At 65.2% G+C, this 17,162-nt stretch carries 18 protein-coding genes and 1 pseudogene; 10 read left to right on the plus strand and 9 right to left on the minus strand.

Features of this window, described 5'->3' with window-relative positions; genetic code table 11:
• The 4 genes and pseudogenes from ipdC to echA20 all read right to left on the minus strand — a co-directional run.
• Positions 1-418 (minus strand): annotated as a pseudogene (ipdC, locus tag WA965_RS07240) ((3aS,4S,5R,7aS)-5-hydroxy-7a-methyl-1-oxo-octahydro-1H-indene-4-carboxyl-CoA dehydrogenase); the annotation flags it as partial.
• Complete coding sequence (ipdB, locus tag WA965_RS07245) at positions 415-1,179, minus strand: cholesterol ring-cleaving hydrolase subunit IpdB (RefSeq protein ID WP_526302250.1); 765 nt, start codon at positions 1,177-1,179, stop codon at positions 415-417. The pseudogene ipdC and the gene ipdB, both read right to left, overlap by 4 nt.
• Positions 1,176-2,111 carry a CoA transferase subunit A gene (locus WA965_RS07250; protein ID WP_526302252.1) on the minus strand — a complete coding sequence of 312 codons (936 nt, stop codon included), beginning with the start codon at positions 2,109-2,111 and terminating at the stop codon, positions 1,176-1,178. The genes ipdB and WA965_RS07250 overlap by 4 nt, the downstream gene beginning before the upstream one ends.
• A 1-nt stretch (position 2,112) precedes the next feature.
• The gene (echA20, locus tag WA965_RS07255; protein WP_526302254.1) at positions 2,113-2,868 is read right to left on the minus strand and encodes a (7aS)-7a-methyl-1,5-dioxo-2,3,5,6,7,7a-hexahydro-1H-indene-carboxyl-CoA hydrolase; all 756 of its coding nucleotides are present in this window, start codon (positions 2,866-2,868) and stop codon (positions 2,113-2,115) included.
• 67 nt (positions 2,869-2,935) lie between these two features.
• On the opposite strand from echA20, the gene WA965_RS07260 reads away from it, so the two are divergent.
• Both WA965_RS07260 and WA965_RS07265 read left to right on the plus strand, forming a co-directional pair.
• Positions 2,936-3,724 (plus strand): SDR family oxidoreductase, encoded by a 789-nt coding sequence (locus tag WA965_RS07260; protein ID WP_526302256.1) that lies wholly within the window; start codon positions 2,936-2,938, stop codon positions 3,722-3,724.
• A gap of 29 nt (positions 3,725-3,753) precedes the next feature.
• Entirely contained in the window at positions 3,754-4,659 is a 906-nt protein-coding gene (locus tag WA965_RS07265) for an SDR family oxidoreductase (protein WP_526302258.1), read from the plus strand.
• 20 nt (positions 4,660-4,679) lie between these two features.
• Here WA965_RS07265 and WA965_RS07270 read toward each other — a convergent pair whose 3' ends face one another.
• From WA965_RS07270 to WA965_RS07290, 5 genes are read right to left on the minus strand one after another with little or no spacing between them, the layout of a single operon-like run.
• Positions 4,680-5,351: a mycothiol-dependent nitroreductase Rv2466c family protein gene (locus tag WA965_RS07270; RefSeq protein ID WP_526302292.1), complete on the minus strand. Its 672-nt coding sequence runs from the start codon at positions 5,349-5,351 to the stop codon at positions 4,680-4,682.
• Positions 5,352-5,410: 59 nt separating this feature from the next.
• Positions 5,411-5,869, minus strand: coding sequence for a nitroreductase family deazaflavin-dependent oxidoreductase (locus WA965_RS07275; protein ID WP_526302260.1), 459 nt, complete (start codon positions 5,867-5,869; stop codon positions 5,411-5,413).
• 54 nt (positions 5,870-5,923) lie between these two features.
• Complete coding sequence (locus WA965_RS07280) at positions 5,924-6,424, minus strand: nitroreductase family deazaflavin-dependent oxidoreductase (protein WP_526302262.1); 501 nt, start codon at positions 6,422-6,424, stop codon at positions 5,924-5,926.
• 9 nt (positions 6,425-6,433) lie between these two features.
• The gene (locus WA965_RS07285) at positions 6,434-6,832 is read right to left on the minus strand and encodes a DUF8021 domain-containing protein (RefSeq protein WP_526302264.1); all 399 of its coding nucleotides are present in this window, start codon (positions 6,830-6,832) and stop codon (positions 6,434-6,436) included.
• Positions 6,832-7,995 carry a steroid 3-ketoacyl-CoA thiolase gene (locus tag WA965_RS07290; RefSeq protein ID WP_526302266.1) on the minus strand — a complete coding sequence of 388 codons (1,164 nt, stop codon included), beginning with the start codon at positions 7,993-7,995 and terminating at the stop codon, positions 6,832-6,834. Before WA965_RS07290 ends, WA965_RS07285 begins: the two co-directional genes overlap by 1 nt.
• Before the next feature lie 141 nt (positions 7,996-8,136).
• On the opposite strand from WA965_RS07290, the gene WA965_RS07295 reads away from it, so the two are divergent.
• The 8 genes from WA965_RS07295 (at position 8,137) to WA965_RS07330 (ending at position 16,949) form a co-directional block, all read left to right on the plus strand.
• Positions 8,137-9,366 (plus strand): cytochrome P450, encoded by a 1,230-nt coding sequence (locus WA965_RS07295; protein ID WP_526302268.1) that lies wholly within the window; start codon positions 8,137-8,139, stop codon positions 9,364-9,366.
• Positions 9,367-9,403: 37 nt separating this feature from the next.
• On the plus strand, positions 9,404-10,405 hold the full coding sequence (locus WA965_RS07300) for an acyl-CoA dehydrogenase family protein (protein ID WP_526302270.1): 1,002 nt from the start codon (positions 9,404-9,406) through the stop codon (positions 10,403-10,405).
• Positions 10,406-10,434: 29 nt separating this feature from the next.
• The gene (gene fadE29, locus WA965_RS07305) at positions 10,435-11,598 is read left to right on the plus strand and encodes an acyl-CoA dehydrogenase FadE29 (RefSeq protein WP_178361619.1); all 1,164 of its coding nucleotides are present in this window, start codon (positions 10,435-10,437) and stop codon (positions 11,596-11,598) included.
• A 60-nt stretch (positions 11,599-11,658) separates the two neighbouring features.
• Positions 11,659-12,633 (plus strand): OB-fold domain-containing protein, encoded by a 975-nt coding sequence (locus tag WA965_RS07310; protein WP_526302272.1) that lies wholly within the window; start codon positions 11,659-11,661, stop codon positions 12,631-12,633.
• Complete coding sequence (locus WA965_RS07315; protein ID WP_526302274.1) at positions 12,630-13,037, plus strand: MaoC family dehydratase; 408 nt, start codon at positions 12,630-12,632, stop codon at positions 13,035-13,037. The genes WA965_RS07310 and WA965_RS07315 overlap by 4 nt, the downstream gene beginning before the upstream one ends.
• A complete protein-coding gene (gene ltp2 / locus WA965_RS07320; protein WP_526302276.1) occupies positions 13,034-14,200 on the plus strand; it encodes a 17-hydroxy-3-oxo-4-pregnene-20-carboxyl-CoA lyase in 1,167 nt (388 codons plus the stop codon). The genes WA965_RS07315 and ltp2 overlap by 4 nt, the downstream gene beginning before the upstream one ends.
• Before the next feature lie 695 nt (positions 14,201-14,895).
• On the plus strand, positions 14,896-15,687 hold the full coding sequence (locus WA965_RS07325; RefSeq protein WP_526302278.1) for a response regulator transcription factor: 792 nt from the start codon (positions 14,896-14,898) through the stop codon (positions 15,685-15,687).
• Between the two features lie 299 nt (positions 15,688-15,986).
• On the plus strand, positions 15,987-16,949 hold the full coding sequence (locus tag WA965_RS07330; RefSeq protein WP_526302280.1) for a LuxR C-terminal-related transcriptional regulator: 963 nt from the start codon (positions 15,987-15,989) through the stop codon (positions 16,947-16,949).
• Positions 16,950-17,162: the final 213 nt, after the last annotated feature.

Raw genomic sequence — 17,162 nt, forward strand, 5'->3', positions numbered from 1 at the left:
GCACGATGACGGCGTCGGCGCCCCAGCCCGCGACCTTCTTCGCATGTTTGGCCAGTCCGACCGACGGAATGACCACCACACCAGCCTCTTTGAGCTTGGCGATGAGTTCCGGCTTGGGCGCCAGGGCGAAGGAGGCGACTTTGACTCCTTCGCTGATCAGGAGGTCGACGCGCTGATCGGCGTCACCGGCGTCGGCACGCATGTTGATGCCGAAGGGCTTGTCGGTGGCGGCTTTGACCTTGCCGACCGCCGTCCTGAGTTCGTCGAGTGTCATCGTCGCCGACGCCAGGATGCCCAGACCCCCGGCATTGGACGTCGCGGCCACCAGCCGCGCTCCGGCCACCCAGCCCATGCCGGTCTGGACCACGGGGTGCTCGATGCCGACGAGTTCGGTCAGCGGGGTCTTGAGGGAAGTCACTTCACTTCCTTGTCGCGCAATGATTTCGGGTCGATGACCTCCCGGAGGAGCTTTTGCTCGTCACCCGAGGGCAGCCGACTGGTCTGCGCCGAGTCCAGCCCGTGGACCTCGAACGAGGTGTTCTCGGCGACCTGGTCGGCTTCGACGCCGGGATGCAGCGACAGCGCGCGCATCTGGTGGTCGGGTCCGTTGAAGTCGAAGACACCGAGATTGGTCACCACCCGGAACACGTTGACGAAGCGGTAGGCGGGGTTCTCGGGATTGCCGTCGCTGTTGAAAAGGACCTTGTCCCAACCGATCCCCGAGACGATGTCGACAGACTCGCCGAACACCCGCTTGGAGTGATTGCCGACCCAGTAGCTGGTGGCGTGGTTGATGGTGTTGCCGGGGGCGCCCCGCACCCCGAACATCTGGCGGGTCGGGTGCTGTAGCGGCCCGAACGCCGACAGGTTCTGGTTGCCGTAGCGGTCGATCTGGTTGGCGCCCATGACGACATGGCGCCGGCCCCAGGCCAGCGTTTCGAAGACCCGGCCGAACGGCATCCAGCCCTCCATCGTGGCTGCGGCGCCGATGGCCGGGGTGTCGGCGATCAATCGGGCTTCGCCGTCGGACAACACGATGTCGGGGGAGAAGGTCAGCCGTGCCAGGCGGGCCCCGATCGAGACGATCGTGGTCATCGGGCTGACCATGATCTCGCCCGCATCGCGGAAGAGTTCGGCACAGGCGATGGCGCACACCTCGGCGCGGGTCACAGAGATCATTTGGCAGCTTCCTTCGCGGCGGCTTGCTCTGCGGCGAAAGTGCGCACCGCCGCCTGGTAGTCGGCTTCGCTTCCGGACAGGTAGGTCTCGACGAACGCGGCCCACGTGTCGTCGGAACCGGCCGCCTCGGCGTAGTGACGCTGGAACTTCTCGTCACGCCGGTAGTCGGGTTCGTTCATGGTGAAGTGGGCACCGTTGGGTGCCTCGACCACGGTGTCGACCATCATGCGGTTGATCAGCAGTGCCTGTGGCGGAACCGATTTCACCAGCTCTTCGGTGGGAACCACCCTCTCCACCGACAGGTAACGCCTCTCGGCGGCCATCAGGAACAGGTCGTCGAAGTAGGGGTCGATGCCGGTGTAGGCTGCGTTGCCCCTGGCGTCACCGAGATTCATGTGCACAAACGCCGCGTCCAACCTCAGCGCCGGCATCGCGACCAGCTCCTCGTAACGCTCTTCCGGCGGGCAGGAGCGCAGCGACCCGGGGATGGCTGCAGTGGGGTAGGGCGAACGCACGGTCTTGAGCTCGTCGCCCCAGAACGCCCGGACGTCGCTACCCAGTCCGGCGCGAATCGGCAGGAACGGCAACCGCTGCGCCGCCGCCTGTAAACCGCAGCGCAGCATGCCCTCGTCCATCTCGCGGGCCTCGAGGGCACCCGAGGTGCGGGCCTTGGCGAACCACGGGTCGTAGAACGGCGGGGAGTCCAACGACACGAAGCCGTAGTAGACGCGCTTGACCTTGCCCGCCGAGCACAGCAGACCCAGGTCGGGCCCCCCGTAGGTGACCACCGTGAGATCGGTGACGTCGGTGCGCAGCAAGGCGCGCACGAACGCCATCGGCTTGCGCCGGGAACCCCAGCCGCCGAGCCCGATCGTCATACCGCTCTCGATCGACGATACGGCCTCGTCGAGAGTTGTTCTCTTGTCTGCCATACTATTTTGATCCCTTGTCAGTTCCCGCGAATGCGTCACGGTGCTCATCGGAGACACCCGCCAGGTTCAGCTCGAACGTGAAGCCCTGTTCCATCCGGTACCGGGCGTTGACCGGTTGGACGTCGATGAAGTTCAACGCCTCCTTCGCGGCGCGGATCACCCGGGTGTCCTTGGAGGCGATGTCGCGGGCGACGCGCAGCGCAGCCTCATCCAGATCGGCGCGCGGGACCACCTCGTGCACGGAGCCGAAGTGGTGCAGCGTCGCGGCATCCACAGTCGCCGCCGTGAAGAACAACCGGCGCATCATGTGCTGCGGCACCAGGCGGGACAGGTGGGTGGCAGCGCCCAACGCGCCGCGCTCCACCTCGGGGAGGCCGAACTTCGCGTCGTCGGAGGCGACGATGACATCGGAGTTGCCGACGAGGCCGATGCCGCCGCCCACGCAGAAACCATTGACCGCGGCCACGACCGGCACTTCGCATTCGTAGACCGCCCGGAAGGCGTGGAAGCAGCCGCGATTGGCGTCGATGAGCGCACCGAAGCCCTCGGTGTTCTGCATCTCCTTGATGTCGACGCCGGCGTTGAACCCGCGTCCCTCGGCGCGAAGGATGACCACATGCGTGCTGTGATCACGGCCCGCGGCGGTGATGGCGTCGCCGAGTTCGAACCATCCGCGCGACGGGATCGCATTGACGGGTGGGTAGTCGACGGTGACGGAGACGATGCCCGGCTCCACGGTCTTGGTCGCAATCGTCATGTGAACTCCTGAGCTGACACCCTGGGGGTGGCTACCTAAGCAAGCACTTGCTTGGTACGCTAGCACAGTGACTGACACCGTCGACAGTGACCTTCAAGCCATCCGCTTAGCGTTGACCGGGCGGGTCGTGCTCGTCACCGGAGGTGTTCGCGGTGTCGGGGCAGGCATCAGCAAGGTGTTCGCCGACCAGGGCGCGACGGTGGTGACGTGTGCGCGCCGCCCTGTAGAAGGGCTGCCCTATGACTTCCACTCGTGCGACATTCGCGACGACGAGTCGGTCAAGACACTGGTCGGAGCGATCGTCGCGGACCACGGGCGCCTCGATGTGGTCATCAACAACGCGGGTGGTTCGCCCTACGTCCTGGCCGCCGACGCCTCGGCCAAGTTCAGCACCAAGATCATCGAACTCAACCTGCTTGGCGCGCTGTCGGTCTCGACGCACGCGAATGCGGTGATGCAGACCCAGGACTCCGGCGGGGTGATCGTCAACATCACCAGCGTCAGCGGGCGGCGACCCACCCCGGGCACCGTGGCCTACGGCGCGGCGAAGGCGGGCGTAGAGAACATGACCGCCACGCTCGCGGTCGAGTGGGCGCCGAAGGTACGGGTCAACTCGGTGGTGGTGGGGATGGTCGAGACCGAACAGTCGGAGCTGTTCTACGGTGACGCCGACTCCATCGCCGCGATCTCCAAGAACGTGCCGCTCGGCAGACTCGCCAAGCCGGCTGACATCGGTTGGGCGACTGCGTTCCTCGCCTCGCCGGCGGCGGCATACATCAGCGGCGCCTCACTCGAGGTGCACGGTGGCGGGGAACCGCCGCACTACCTCTCGACCACCACCGCAGACATCAAGTAACGCATCGACAAGCAAGGAGACCACGGATCATGGGACTTCTCGACGGCCGCGTGGCCATCGTGACGGGTGCCGGCGGCGGGATCGGCCGGGCTCACGCCCTGGCGTTCGCCGCGGAAGGCGCCCGTGTGGTGGTCAACGACATCGGTGTCGGTCTGGACGGATCGCCTGCCGGTGGTGGTAGCGCCGCGCAGAGCGTCGTCGACGAAATCGTCGCCGCCGGTGGCGAAGCCGTCACCAGTGGCGCCAACGTGGCCGACTGGTCGCAGGCCGAAGGTCTGATCCAGACCGCGGTCGACAGTTTCGGCTCCCTCGACATCTTGGTGAACAACGCCGGCATCGTGCGCGACCGGATGTTCGCCAACACCAGCGAGGAGGAGTTCGACGCCGTCACCGCGGTCCACCTCAAGGGCCACTTCGCCACGATGAAGCATGCGGCAGCCTACTGGCGCGCACAGTCCAAGGCGGGCCAGACGGTGGACGCCCGCATCATCAACACCAGTTCCGGTGCGGGACTTCAGGGTAGCGTCGGACAGGCCAATTACAGCGCCTCGAAGGCCGGCATCGCGGCCCTGACGTTGGTGGCGTCCGCCGAGATGGGCCGCTACGGGGTGGCCGTCAACGCGATCGCGCCGTCGGCACGCACCCGGATGACAGAGACGGTGTTCGCCGACATGATGTCGACCCAGGACGCCGCGTTCGACGCGATGGCGCCGGAGAACATCTCACCGCTGGTGGTCTGGCTGGGCAGCGTGGAATCCCGTGACGTGACCGGCAAGGTCTTCGAGGTCGAGGGCGGCAAGATCCGGGTCGCCGAGGGCTGGGCGCACGGCCCGGAGGTCGACAAGGGCGCCAGGTGGGACCCCGCCGAACTCGGGCCGGTCGTCACCGATCTGCTCGCCAAGGCGCGGCCGCCGGTGCCGGTGTACGGCGCCTGAGCCCAGCAGCGGCAGCAAGCCTACTTCTTGGTGCGACGGCTGCCCCCGTACCAGTCCTCTTCCCTGCCTACGTCCGCGGGATCGACGCCGAAGCCGGCCAGCTGAGGACGTTCCCGCAGTGACCGCTTGAGCTCGGCGAAACCGGGAAACGATGCGAGACCGACGACGTGGTCCCACAGGGTGACGGCGTCGTCCTCGCTGGGCAGCCTGCTGATCACGGGGCCGAAGAACGCGGTGCCGTCCGGCGGCCGAAAGTGCAGGATCGGGGTACCGACGTCGCGTCCGGTCAACGCGAGCGCCTCCTCGGTCTCGGCCCGGATGAGTTCGTCGAACGATTCGTCGTCCAGCGCATCGGCCATGTCGGGCGCGAGCCCTACGGAGGTGAGCAGCGGTTCCAGCACCTGCCGGGCGCCCTGGTCCGACGCCGAGAGTGGGTCCACATCGCGGCTGGTGTCGAAGATGCGGGTGCCGATCGCGTCGTACAGCGGGCCGACGGCAGCGCGACCGTGTTCGGCGCGGACCCGGGCGGCCACCCGCAGCAGCCGGAGCCCTGCGGTGTGGCCGGCCTCGTACTCGGGTGGGAAATGCGAGGCGTAGTCGATGTGGGCGTTGAGGATTCGCAACGAGATGAACCGCCAGTCCACCTGATAGTCGCGTTGTCCGGCGACCATGCGTACCCACTTGCTGGTCATCCAGGCGAAGGGGCAGACGGGGTCGAAGTAGAAGTGCAGATCCGCCCGCGCCGCGGCGGTCACGCCGGCTCGCAGATCACGAGTGGGATCTTGCGCTCCGTCCAGGACTGGTATTCGTCGTAGCTCGGATACATCGCAACTAGTCTGGGCCAGTAAAGGTTCCGTTCGTCCTCGGTGGCCTCACGCGCGACGAGATCGAGCGTCTCGTCCTTGATCTGGACTTTCACCTTCGGGTCGGCCCTGAGGTTGAGGTACCACATGGGGTGCTTGTCGCTGCCGCCCTTGGACGCCGCGAAAACCACCGTGTCACCGTCTCTGAGGTAGTACAGCGGGCTGGTCCGCGGCTGGCCGGTTTTGCGGCCGGTGGTGATCAGCAACGCGACCGGGATGCCACCGATGGTGCTTCCCAGTCCTGTTCCGTTGCCTCGCCGGTAGAAGAACGTGTTGAGCCGCGATACCCACTTCACGAGGAAGTCGCCGACGGCGGTGTCCATGTACTTGGGGCGGGAGTTGGCCATGGTCGAATCCTAATCCGACGACCCGGCCGCCCACCTGTGTCGAGCGCCCGAACTTCAGACGGGATCGCAGAGGATGATCGGGATCTTGCGGTCGGTGTAGGTCCGGTAGTTGGCGAAGTCCGGGTAGATCGCGTCGAGTCGGGGCCAGTACTCGTCCCGCTCGGTATCGGTCGCGTCGCGGGCCATCAGCTTCAGCACTTCGTTCTTGATCTGGAACGTGACCTGCGGATTGGCCTGAATGTTCAAGTACCACATGGGATTGGTCGCTCGGCCGCCCTGCGAGGCGACCAGCACCACCCGGTCGCCTTCGCGCAGGAACAGCAGCGGGCTCTCCCGCGGTTCGCCGGACTTGCGGCCGATGGTGGTCAAGATGCCGACCGGCGGCGGTGCGCTGAAACGGTTGGACCCGCCGCGCCACTTGGAGCCGAGACGGCCTCCGGTGGCTTTGAACGCCCAGGTGTTGAACTTCGACATCCACTTGATGCCGACGCCGACCGCCTTGGAGTTGAGTCCTTCGACCTGTTTGGGGCTCAGCGGTTTCGGGGGCTTGGTCATGACGGGATCCTATCGGGCCAGGAACGGGCGGATGGACGCCCGGATGTGGTGGATCTGCGCGCGCCCGGACGGGTCGTCGGCGGGAATCAGGAACGTCTCGTCGATACGCGCGCCCACGCTGCGGCCCGCCAGTCGCGGCTTGGTCGACAGCTCGAAGCGGGCCCGCACGGTGTCGCCGTCAACGGTGAACTCCGGCGTCGTCACTGCCTTGATGACCTTGTACTGCGGTCCGCGATTCAGGCTGCGGCGCAGGTGCTCTCCCGAGAAGCCGGTCTTGAGGCCGACCTCGACGCGGGTGCAGCCGGGCGCAAACGGCACGCCGTCGGCGTCGTGGCTGGCCAGCGCGGAGATGTAGGCCTGGGCCGCCGCGATGCGGTCGGCGTCGGTGATCGTCTGCGGCGAGGCCACTAGATCCGCTCGATGATGGTGCCGGTCGACAGCGCGCCACCGGCGCACATGGTGATCAGCGCGGTCGTCTTGTCGGTGCGCTCCAACTCGTGCAGCGCCGTGGTGATGAGCCTGCTGCCGGTGCTGCCCACGGGATGACCGAGCGCGATGGCGCCACCGTTGACGTTCACGGTGTCCATGTCGGGCTCGTGCACCCGGGCCCACGACAGCACGACCGACGCGAAGGCCTCGTTGATCTCGGTGATGTCGATGTCACCGATCTTCATCCCAGCCTTCTCCAGCACCTTTGCCGTCGACTGCACCGGGCCGTCGAGGTGGTAGTAGGGCTCGGCGCCGACGAGGGCCTGGCTGACGATCCGGGCCCGGGGCGTGAGCCCCAGCGCTTTTGCTTTGTCCTCGTCCATCCACAGCACCGCAGCGGCGCCGTCGGAGATCTGCGACGACGTGCCCGCGGTGTGGATGGCGCCCTCCATCACCGGCTTCAGCGATGCCAGACCTTCCAGCGTGGTGTCGCGCAGACCCTGATCGCGCGTGACGAACGCGCGTTCGGCGGTCGGCTGCTTGTTCTCGTCGAGGACAGGGGCCTCGATGGGGCTGATCTCGCGGTCGAAGCGACCCTCGGCCCACGCCTGCTTGGCCTTGCGCTGGGAATCGAAGCCGAACTGGTCGATGTCCTCGCGGGTGATGCCCCGGCGCTTGGCGATCCGCTCGGCGGCGGTGAACTGGTCGGGCAGGTCGATGTCCCACGACTCCGGTCGAATGATGCTGCGATCCGGGCCGGCGTTGGCTCCGAGGCCGACACGACTCATCGCCTCGATGCCGCAGGCGATGCCGACGTCGATGGCGCCCGCAGCGATCAGGCCGGCGATCAACCCGTTCGCCTGCTGCCCGCTTCCGCACTGGCAGTCCACCGTCATCGCGCCGACATGGTCGGGCAGACCGGCGACCAGCCAGCCCACCCGGGTGATGTTGTTGGACTGCTCGCCGAACTGCGTGACACAGCCGCCGATGACCTGTTCGACCAGGCCGGGATCGATGCCCGATTTCTCGACCACCGCCCGTTGGGTGGCGCCGAGCAGCTCGGTGGCGTGCAGGCCGGACAGCCATCCTTTTCGCTTACCGATGGGGCTGCGAGTGGCTTCAACGATGACAGGGTTACCCATTGCGTCAGGCTAGAACACGTTTCATAAGCCTGACAAGCGGCGATGCTCCCACACCTTTGATCTGCAGTGAAGGCATGTTTTACTGGGACTAGAACACGTTGCAATTAGGAGCGCCCATGCTTCTTCAGAAAGGCGACCACGATGATCCCGGCTGACTTCGACTTCCTCGATCCTGACATCAACCTCGTCGGCCTGCCCGTCGAGGAGTTGGCGGAGCTGCGCAAGTCCGAGCCGATCCACTGGGTGGACATTCCTGGTGGCGCCGGAGGCTTCGAAGACCACGGCTACTGGCTCGTCACCAAGCACGCCGACGTCAAGGAGGTCTCGCGTCGCAGCGACGTCTTCTCCAGCTGGCAGAACGGCGCGATCCCGACCTGGCCCAAGGAGATGACGCGCGAGTCGGTCGAGTTGCAGCGCAGCGTCATGCTCAACATGGACGCGCCGCATCACACCCGGCTGCGCAAGATCATTTCCCGCGGGTTCACGCCCCGCGCCATCGGGCGGCTCGAGGACGAGCTCGCCCAGCGCGCGCAGAACATCGCGAAGACGGCCGCCGCCGAGGGCAGCGGCGACTTCGTCGAGCAGGTGTCGTGCGAACTGCCGCTGCAGGCCATCGCCGGCCTGCTCGGTGTCCCGCAGGATGATCGGGACAAGTTGTTCCGCTGGTCCAACGAGATGACCGGCGGCGAGGATCCCGAGTTCGCCGACGTCGATCCGGCGCAGTCGTCGATGGAACTGATCATGTATGCCATGGCGATGGCCGACGAGCGGGGCAAGAACCCCACCGACGACATCGTCACCACGCTCATCCAGGCCGACGTCGACGGGGAGAAGCTCTCCGACGACGAATTCGGATTCTTCGTGATCATGCTCGCCGTGGCGGGCAACGAGACCACGCGCAACTCGATCACCCACGGAATGATCGCGTTGGCGAACAATCCGGATCAGTGGGAGCTCTACAAGAAGGAGCGTCCGTCCACCACGGCCGACGAGATCATCCGTTGGGCCACACCGGTTTCGGCATTCCAGCGCACCGCCAACGAGGACACCGAACTGGCGGGCGTGCAGATCAAGAAGGGCCAGCGCCTGGTGATGTCCTACCGGTCGGCAAACTTCGACGAGGACGTCTTCGACAATCCGCACGAGTTCAACATCCTGCGCGACCCCAACCCGCACGTCGGCTTCGGCGGCACCGGTGCCCACTTCTGCATCGGCGCCAACCTGGCGCGGATGACGATCAACCTCATCTTCAACGCGGTCGCCGACCACATGCCCGATCTGAAACCCGTAGGCGAGCCCGAGCGGCTACGTTCGGGTTGGCTCAACGGGATCAAGCACTGGCAGGTCGATTACACCGGCGCCAGCGCCTGACATACGCTCAAAATTCCCAGGATCAAGGAGGATTCGGGTGGATTTCAGTCCCGATGAAGGTCAGCAGGCAGTCGCCGATGTGGTCACGTCCGTGCTCGATCGTGACAACAGCTGGGATGCCCTCGTCGCCGGCGGTGTGACCGCGCTGGCCGTGCCCGAAAGCCTCGGAGGTGACGGCCTCGGTCTGGCCGAGATCGCCACCGCGCTGACGGAGATCGGCAGGCATGGCACGGTCAGTCCCGCGCTGGCCACTCTCGGCGGCACCGCGTTGCTGCTCGATCTGGCGTCCGACGAACAGCAGCAACGTCATCTCGCTGGTGTGGCGAAGGGGGCGGTGCTGACCTTCGCGCTGAACGAACCGGGCACGTCGCTGCCGGATCGTCCCGGAGTCCGCCTGGCAGCGGGAAAGCTCAACGGTACGAAGATCGCGGTCGGCTATGCGGGGCAAGCAGACCGGGTCATCGTCAGCACCGACAGCGGCGTGGTGGTGGTCTCGGGCGATGCCGACGGACTGACGGTCACCAAGACACCGGCGTCGAACGGTTCCGACGAGTTCGTGGTGTCGTTCGTCGATGTGGCGGTGGCCGACGCCGACGTCCTCGACGGCGCCACCGCGCGTCGGGCCAACCAGGTGGCGTTGGCCGCCATCGGTGCCTTCGCCTCCGGGTTGGTGGCCGGCGCCCTTCGTCTGACTGCGGACTACGTCGCCACCAGGGAACAGTTCGGCCGGCCGCTGTCGACGTTCCAGACGGTCGCCGCCCAGCTCTCTGAGGTCTACATCGCCTCCCGGACGATCTCTCTGGTCGCCAACTCGGTCGTATGGCGGTTGTCCGAAGGCCTTGACGCCGAGGACGACTTGGCGATTCTCGGCTACTGGCTGACGTCGCAGGGCCCGCCCGCCATGCGCACCTGCCACCATCTGCACGGCGGCATGGGGATGGACATCACCTATCCGATGGATGGTTACTACTCGTCGATCAAAGATCTGTCCCGGCTGCTCGGCGGTCCGACACACCGCCTCGACCTGGTGGAAGCGTGATGGGGCGAGCGAAGCGACGGGAGAATTAAATGTACATCGAACTGACACCCGAGCAGCGGCAGCTGCAAGCCGAACTGCGGCAGTACTTCACGACTCTCATCACGCCCGAAGAGGCCGAGGCGATGGAGTCGAACCGGCACAACGAGGCCTACCGCGCGGTGATCAAGCGGATGGGCTCGGACGGCAAGCTCGGGGTCGGCTGGCCCAAGGAGTACGGCGGGCTGGGGTTCGGGCCGATCGAACAGCAGATCTTCGTCAACGAGGCGAACCGGGCGGACGTCCCGTTGCCGTTGGTCACCCTGCAGACCGTGGGCCCCACGCTGCAGGTCTACGGCACCGAGGAGCAGAAGAAGAAGTTCCTTCCCGGAATCCTCTCGGGCGACATCCATTTCGCCATCGGCTACTCCGAACCCGACGCCGGCACCGACCTCGCGGCGCTGCGCACCACAGCGGTCCGCCACGGCGACGAGTTCATCGTCAACGGTCAGAAGATGTGGACCACCGGCGCCCACGACGCCGACTACATCTGGTTGGCCTGCCGCACCGACCCGGACGCGGCCAAGCACAAAGGCATCTCCATCCTGATCGTCGACACCAAGGATCCCGGCTTCTCCTGGACCCCGATCATCCTGTCCGACGGCGCCCACCACACCAATGCGTCCTACTACCAGGATGTTCGGGTTCCCGCCGACATGGTCGTGGGTGAGGAGAACGGCGGGTGGAAGCTCATCACCACCCAGCTCAACCACGAGCGTGTCGGTCTGGGTCCCGCCGGTCGCGTTGCGGGCATCTACGACCAGGTCCGTGAGTGGGCGTCCAAGCCGGGGTCCGACGGTGTCACCCCGATCGACAACGCCGACGTGCAGCGGCTGCTGGGCCAGATCAAAGCGATCTGGCGGGTCAACGAGCTGCTGAACTGGCAGGTGGCTGCGTCGGGTGAGACCATTGCGGTCGCCGACGCCGCGGCCACCAAAGTGTTCTCCACCGAACGCATTCAGGACGTCGGCCGGTTGGCCGAGGAGATCGTCGGCAAGTACGGCAACCCGGCCGACCCGGAGACCGGCGAGCTGCTGGACTGGTTGGACAAGATGACCAAGCGCAACCTGGTGATCACGTTCGGCGGAGGGGTCAACGAGGTGATGCGGGAGATGATCGCCGCTGCGGGGCTCAAGGTTCCCAGGGTGCCGCGGTGATGAGCGCCTGCGCGAAGAACAGAGCATCGTGATGAGCGCCTGCGCGAAGAACAGAGCAGCATGATGGGCGTCGAGGACATCAAGGCCGCCGCCGAACGGGTCAAGGCCGAGGGGAAGAGCAAGCCGCGCACAGGTCGCCACCCGGTGAACCAGCCGATGGTCGACCACTGGCTGGACGCGATGGGTGACAAGAACCCCATCTACGTCGACGAGTCGGCCGCGAAGGCGGCCGGTCACCCCGGGGTGGTTGCCCCGCCGGCGATGATCCAGGTGTGGACGATGATGGGTCTCGGTGGTGTTCGCCCTGATGATGACCCACTCGGCAAGATTCTCGAATTGTTCGACGAGGCAGGCTATGTCGGTGTGGTGGCCACCAACTGTGAACAGACCTATCACCGTTATCTGCGCCCCGGCGAGGAGGTGAGCGTCGCCGCCGAACTGACCGACGTCATCGGCCCGAAGCGGACCGCGCTTGGCGAGGGATTCTTCATCACGCAGAAGATCACATGGCACTGTGGCGATGACGAAGACAGTCCGGTAGCCGAAATGCTCTGGCGGATAATGAAGTTCAGGCCCGCCGACCGCGACCAGGCGGCCACCACCGCGGTCCCCGAGGATCTGACCGCCGAATCGATGATGCGGCCCGCGTCGTCGAAGGACACCAAGTTCTTCTGGGATGGCGTGAACGCCCACGAACTGCGCATCCAGAAGCGTGACGACGGAACACTGCAACACCCGCCGGTGCCGGCGTTGTGGGCGGACCCGGCGGAATCGACGGACTACGTCGTCGCCAGCGGCAAAGGAACGGTGTTCAGCTTCGTCGTGCACCACGCCCCGAAGGTCCCCGGCCGCACACTGCCGTTTGTCATCGCGCTGGTCGAACTCGAAGAAGGAGTGCGGATGCTCGGCGAGCTTCGCGGTGCGGACCCCGCCACCGTCGAGATCGGGATGCCGGTCAGCGCAACGTATATCGACTTTCCCGACGGAGACTCCGGCCCGGCGTGGACCCTGTATGCGTGGGAGCCGGCGAAATGAGCGCACCGGTGGCAGAGGTCGGAACCAAGCTCCCCGAGCTCAAGCTCTATGGTGACCCGACGTTCATCGTGTCCACGGCGATCGCCACCCGCGATTACCAGGATGTGCACCACGACCGGGACAAGGCGCAGGCCAAGGGATCGAAGGACATCTTCGTCAACATCCTCACCGATACCGGTCTGGTGCAGCGTTTCATCACCGACTGGGCCGGCCCGACCGCTGTCATCAAGACGATCGGGTTGCGTCTCGGTGTGCCCTGGTATGCCTACGACACCGTGACGTTCACCGGCGAGGTGACCGCGGTCGAGGGTGACGTCGTGTCTCTGAAGATCACGGGGAGTAACAGCCTCGGTGATCACGTCATCGCCGACGCCACACTTGTCTTCGGAGGGGAGAACGCATGAGCGACGGCCTGTCCGGCAAGGCGGCGATCGTCGGTATCGGCGCCACCGATTTCTCCAAGAACTCCGGCAGAAGTGAGTTGCGGCTCGCGTCCGAGGCGGTGCTCGATGCGCTCGACGATGCGGGACTGGCCCCGGCAGTCGTCGACGGCATGGTGACGTTCACCATGGATTCGAACACCGAGGTCGCCGTGGCTCGCGCCACCGGGATCGGCGAGCTGAAGTTCTTCTCCAAGATCCATCACGGCGGCGGAGCAGCCTGCGCGACGATCCAGCAGGCTGCGATCGCGGTGGCGACCGGAGTCGCGGAATGTGTGGTGGCCTACCGTGCCTTCAACGAGCGGTCAGGGATGCGCTTCGGTCAGGTGCAGATGCGGCTGGTGGAGAACGCCGATTCCACCGGCGTCGACAACTCATTCTCCTACCCGCACGGATTGTCTACGCCTGCAGCTCAAGTCGCGATGATCGCGCAGCGGTACATGCATCTGTCCGGTGCCACCAGCAGGGATTTTGGTGTGGTCTCGGTGGCCGACCGCAAGCACGCGGCCAACAATCCGAAGGCCTACTTCTACGGCAAGCCGATCACGATCGACGATCACCAGAATTCGCGGTGGATTGCTGAACCGTTGCGTCTACTCGATTGCTGCCAGGAGACCGACGGCGGCGTTGCCCTGGTGGTGACGACTCCGGAGCGCGCCAAGGATCTCAAGAACCGTCCGGCGATCATCGAGGCCGCTTCTCAGGGATCGAGTCCGGATCAGTACTCGATGGTCAGCTACTACCGGCCCGAACTGGGTCTGCCCGAAATGGGATTGGTGGGTAGGCAGCTGTGGCAGCAGTCAGGTCTGAGTCCCGCCGACATCCAGACCGCGATCCTCTACGACCATTTCACTCCGTTCACGCTGATCCAGCTCGAGGAACTCGGCTTCTGCGGGCAGGGCGAGGCGAAGGACTACATCGCCGACGGGGCCATCGAGGTCGGTGGCCGGCTGCCCATCAACACCCACGGCGGTCAGCTCGGCGAGGCCTACATCCACGGCATGAACGGGATCGCCGAGGGCGTGCGGCAGCTGCGCGGAACCTCGGTCAACCCGGTGCCGGACGTGGAACACGTGTTGGTCACCGCGGGTACCGGAGTGCCCACGTCGGGGCTCATCCTCGGCTGAGCCTGAATTCAGCAAATTTTAACCTCTGCGCAGAAGGCTCCGGGCATCATTTCGGGTTCACATTCCGGCGCGGAGATCGGCATCCGTAGATTGTAAATGTCAACGCCATCGTCAAATGGCATGGACACTGTACAGCGGCGTAAAATGGCGCTACCTGGCGGTATGCTGTAAGGAACTAGGAAGCGATAGTGACCGGATGCTTGCAACCGGAACCAATCGCAGCGGAATCAAAAGTTGACGCTTGACTGCGAATCTAGCAAATCAGCATACTGGTGGCGTGCCGCCTTCGGGGGCTTCGGGGCTTTCGTTGCCGGCGGCACAGGGGCGGTGCCATCGGGCGGTTTGCTCAGAGGGGGTCTGTGGGGATTGCGATTGGTGTTTGACGGCGCTGTAGAGGATCGGCGCGCAAATCATGATCGCAAGCGTTCTTCATCTGGAGCGGCTTTCCCGCATCTCTGAACTCTCCGTGTGCAGTGGCAACACATGGAGTGGAGCGGGAAATGGCTCATCTGATACGAACAGCGGACGACAACGCTGGACACCCTCGGCACGGTGCGATCCCCTCAGACGCCGCGCCGGGCGGAGGCCGGAAAGTGCCCGAGGGATCGTTGACGGGCACTTTCCGTGCCGACTCTCTGCTCCTTGCAAGTGACCTGGGACGAAACCAGCGCCAGGCCCTCTCGGGCCGCGTCCGAATGCCGGCCGCCACGCATCCGGCAGCGGGAATGGTGCTGTCGGGCTTGCGGCCGATGTGTGATCCGGCGGAGCGGCAAGGTCAACCCGCCTCGCCGCCGATAGCGCTAGGGCAATCGAAACAGCTGAGCGCCAACGGATCCGACATTGTCGGTGGAGTTCGTGGCGCAACGATTCTGATCGTCGACGACTGCACGCTTCAACGCGAGAACCTTGCGACGATTCTCGGGGGCGAGGGCGGGTCCACTCTCGCTGTTGCCTGGGATCTGCCATCAATGCGCGACGCGTTGGCGGAGACGTCTCCCGAAGTGGTTTTGGTTAGCATGGTGAGTCGCGACAGCATTACTTTGCTCCGTGCTGTGCGCGAGGCCTGCCCGGGCGCACGGGTGATCGTGGTCGGAATCTCCGAAGATGACGAGACCGATATCATCGCTTGTGCCGAGGCCGGAGTTGCTGGATACCACCTGCGCAATGAATCGCTCGACCAACTGCTGCGTCTGATCTCGAAAGTCGTTGAGGGCGAGTCTTCCTGCTCTCCGAGGGTTTCCGCAATCCTGCTCAGTCGACTCTCGGCGCTGGCGGCTCAACGGAATCCGGGGCCCAGGGAACTGGTCCTGACCACCCGTGAGATGCAGATCCTGCAGATGCTCGAAATGGGGCTGTCCAACCGGGACATCGCGGACCGGCTCTGCATCACGCTCCACACTGTCAAGAATCACGTGCACAGCGTGTTGAACAAGCTCGGCGTGAGCACGCGGACCGAGGCGGCGGCGGTGTCGCGGTCCTTCCGGTAGGAAGTGGCGGAATCGGGAACTAGTCATGGACCTGGACTGAAAATCGCTCCAACGGTCCATATACGTTGACCCGCAGCGTGGTTGATAGTTGATCGATGCAACATGAGTTAGCTCCAGCGGACACCGCATTCGCGGAGGGGCGATGAGACCCTCCCCGATGTGTGGGGGTTGCACACCGCGCCGGCAGGCCGGTGTCCGGGGGGTGGGAGATTTTGCTGACCAGCAGAGGTCTCGCCGTGCTCGCTTGCAACAACGACATTCGTGTGGTTCGGTGCGTGCGGTCAAAGCGGGGTGGGTAGGTGCCGGAACCGGGCGGGGACGCTGAAGCGACGGAATCGGGATGGAACGAGGCCGACATCATCGGTGCTGGTGGGGCCGGCCGTGCCCCTCACGGTCAGAGGCCGGATCTCCTGGGTGATCTGGCTGCGCGGCCGACCGGCGACTCGCCGCGCCATGGGCGGAACCTGGGCTCACCGGTTCGCGGCCACGCGGGCGGATCTCGGACTGTGCTGCAGCCGTCCAATGTCGTTATGCAGGAGCACCTGTCGAACGCTCGGGCCGACATGGTCGGCGCATCCGGTGTGTGTCTTCTGATCATCGATGACTGCGCGCTCTTCCGGGAGGCGCTGGCGACAAATCTCAGGGCCAATGGCATCCCCGATGTCCGTGTGGCGTGGGACCTGCCGTCTCTGATCAGCGTCCTGGAAGGCGTTCAGCCCAGCGTCGTCTTGCTGAACATGGCAACCCGGGACCTTCACCTGATCCTGCGGGCGTCGACGAGCCTGAACCCCCAGGCACCGGTGATCGCTGTGGCTACCTCTGAAGACGACGAATCGGCCATCATCGCCTGCGCCGAAGCTGGAGTGGCCGGGTACCACCTGCGGACCGATTCGTTCGCAGAGCTGCTGCTGCTCGTCAGGGATGTCGCATCCGGCAAAGTCTCCTGCCCACCGAAGATCTCGGCAATCCTCCTCCGGCGGCTGTCGGTGCTGGCCTCGCAGAGTCAAGTGACACCGAAGGAACCAGGTCTCACGACCCGAGAGGCCCAGATCCTCGGGATGCTGGAACTGGGCCTGTCGAACCAGGATATTGCGGTGCAGCTGTCCATCGCAGTCCATACGGTCAAGAATCATGTGCACAGTCTTCTGACGAAACTCGGTGTCAGCACGCGTGCCGAAGCGGCGGCGCTGTCTCACGCCATGCGGGTGGATCTGGATGCCCACGAGAGATCTAGACCTCGGTCTACCCAAAATTGGCCCTGATGACCCATATACGACGGCGGGGCCGGAACTGATAGTGAACTGGTGTCTATCGAGTTGGCTCCGAATGGCGGGGTGCGGTCGCCGGCGAACATGTCGCGCCGCACCGCGACAGGGTGTTTCGGGCGGGATCGCTGATGTGCCGGGCCTTCCCGCACGATGACGGCGGTGTCATGACCGGGTTGCTGTCGGGACCGCTCGCCCCTCAGCAACCCC

This window comes from Mycobacterium sp., assembly GCF_049683935.1.
Taxonomy (GTDB): Bacteria; Actinomycetota; Actinomycetes; order Mycobacteriales; family Mycobacteriaceae; genus Mycobacterium.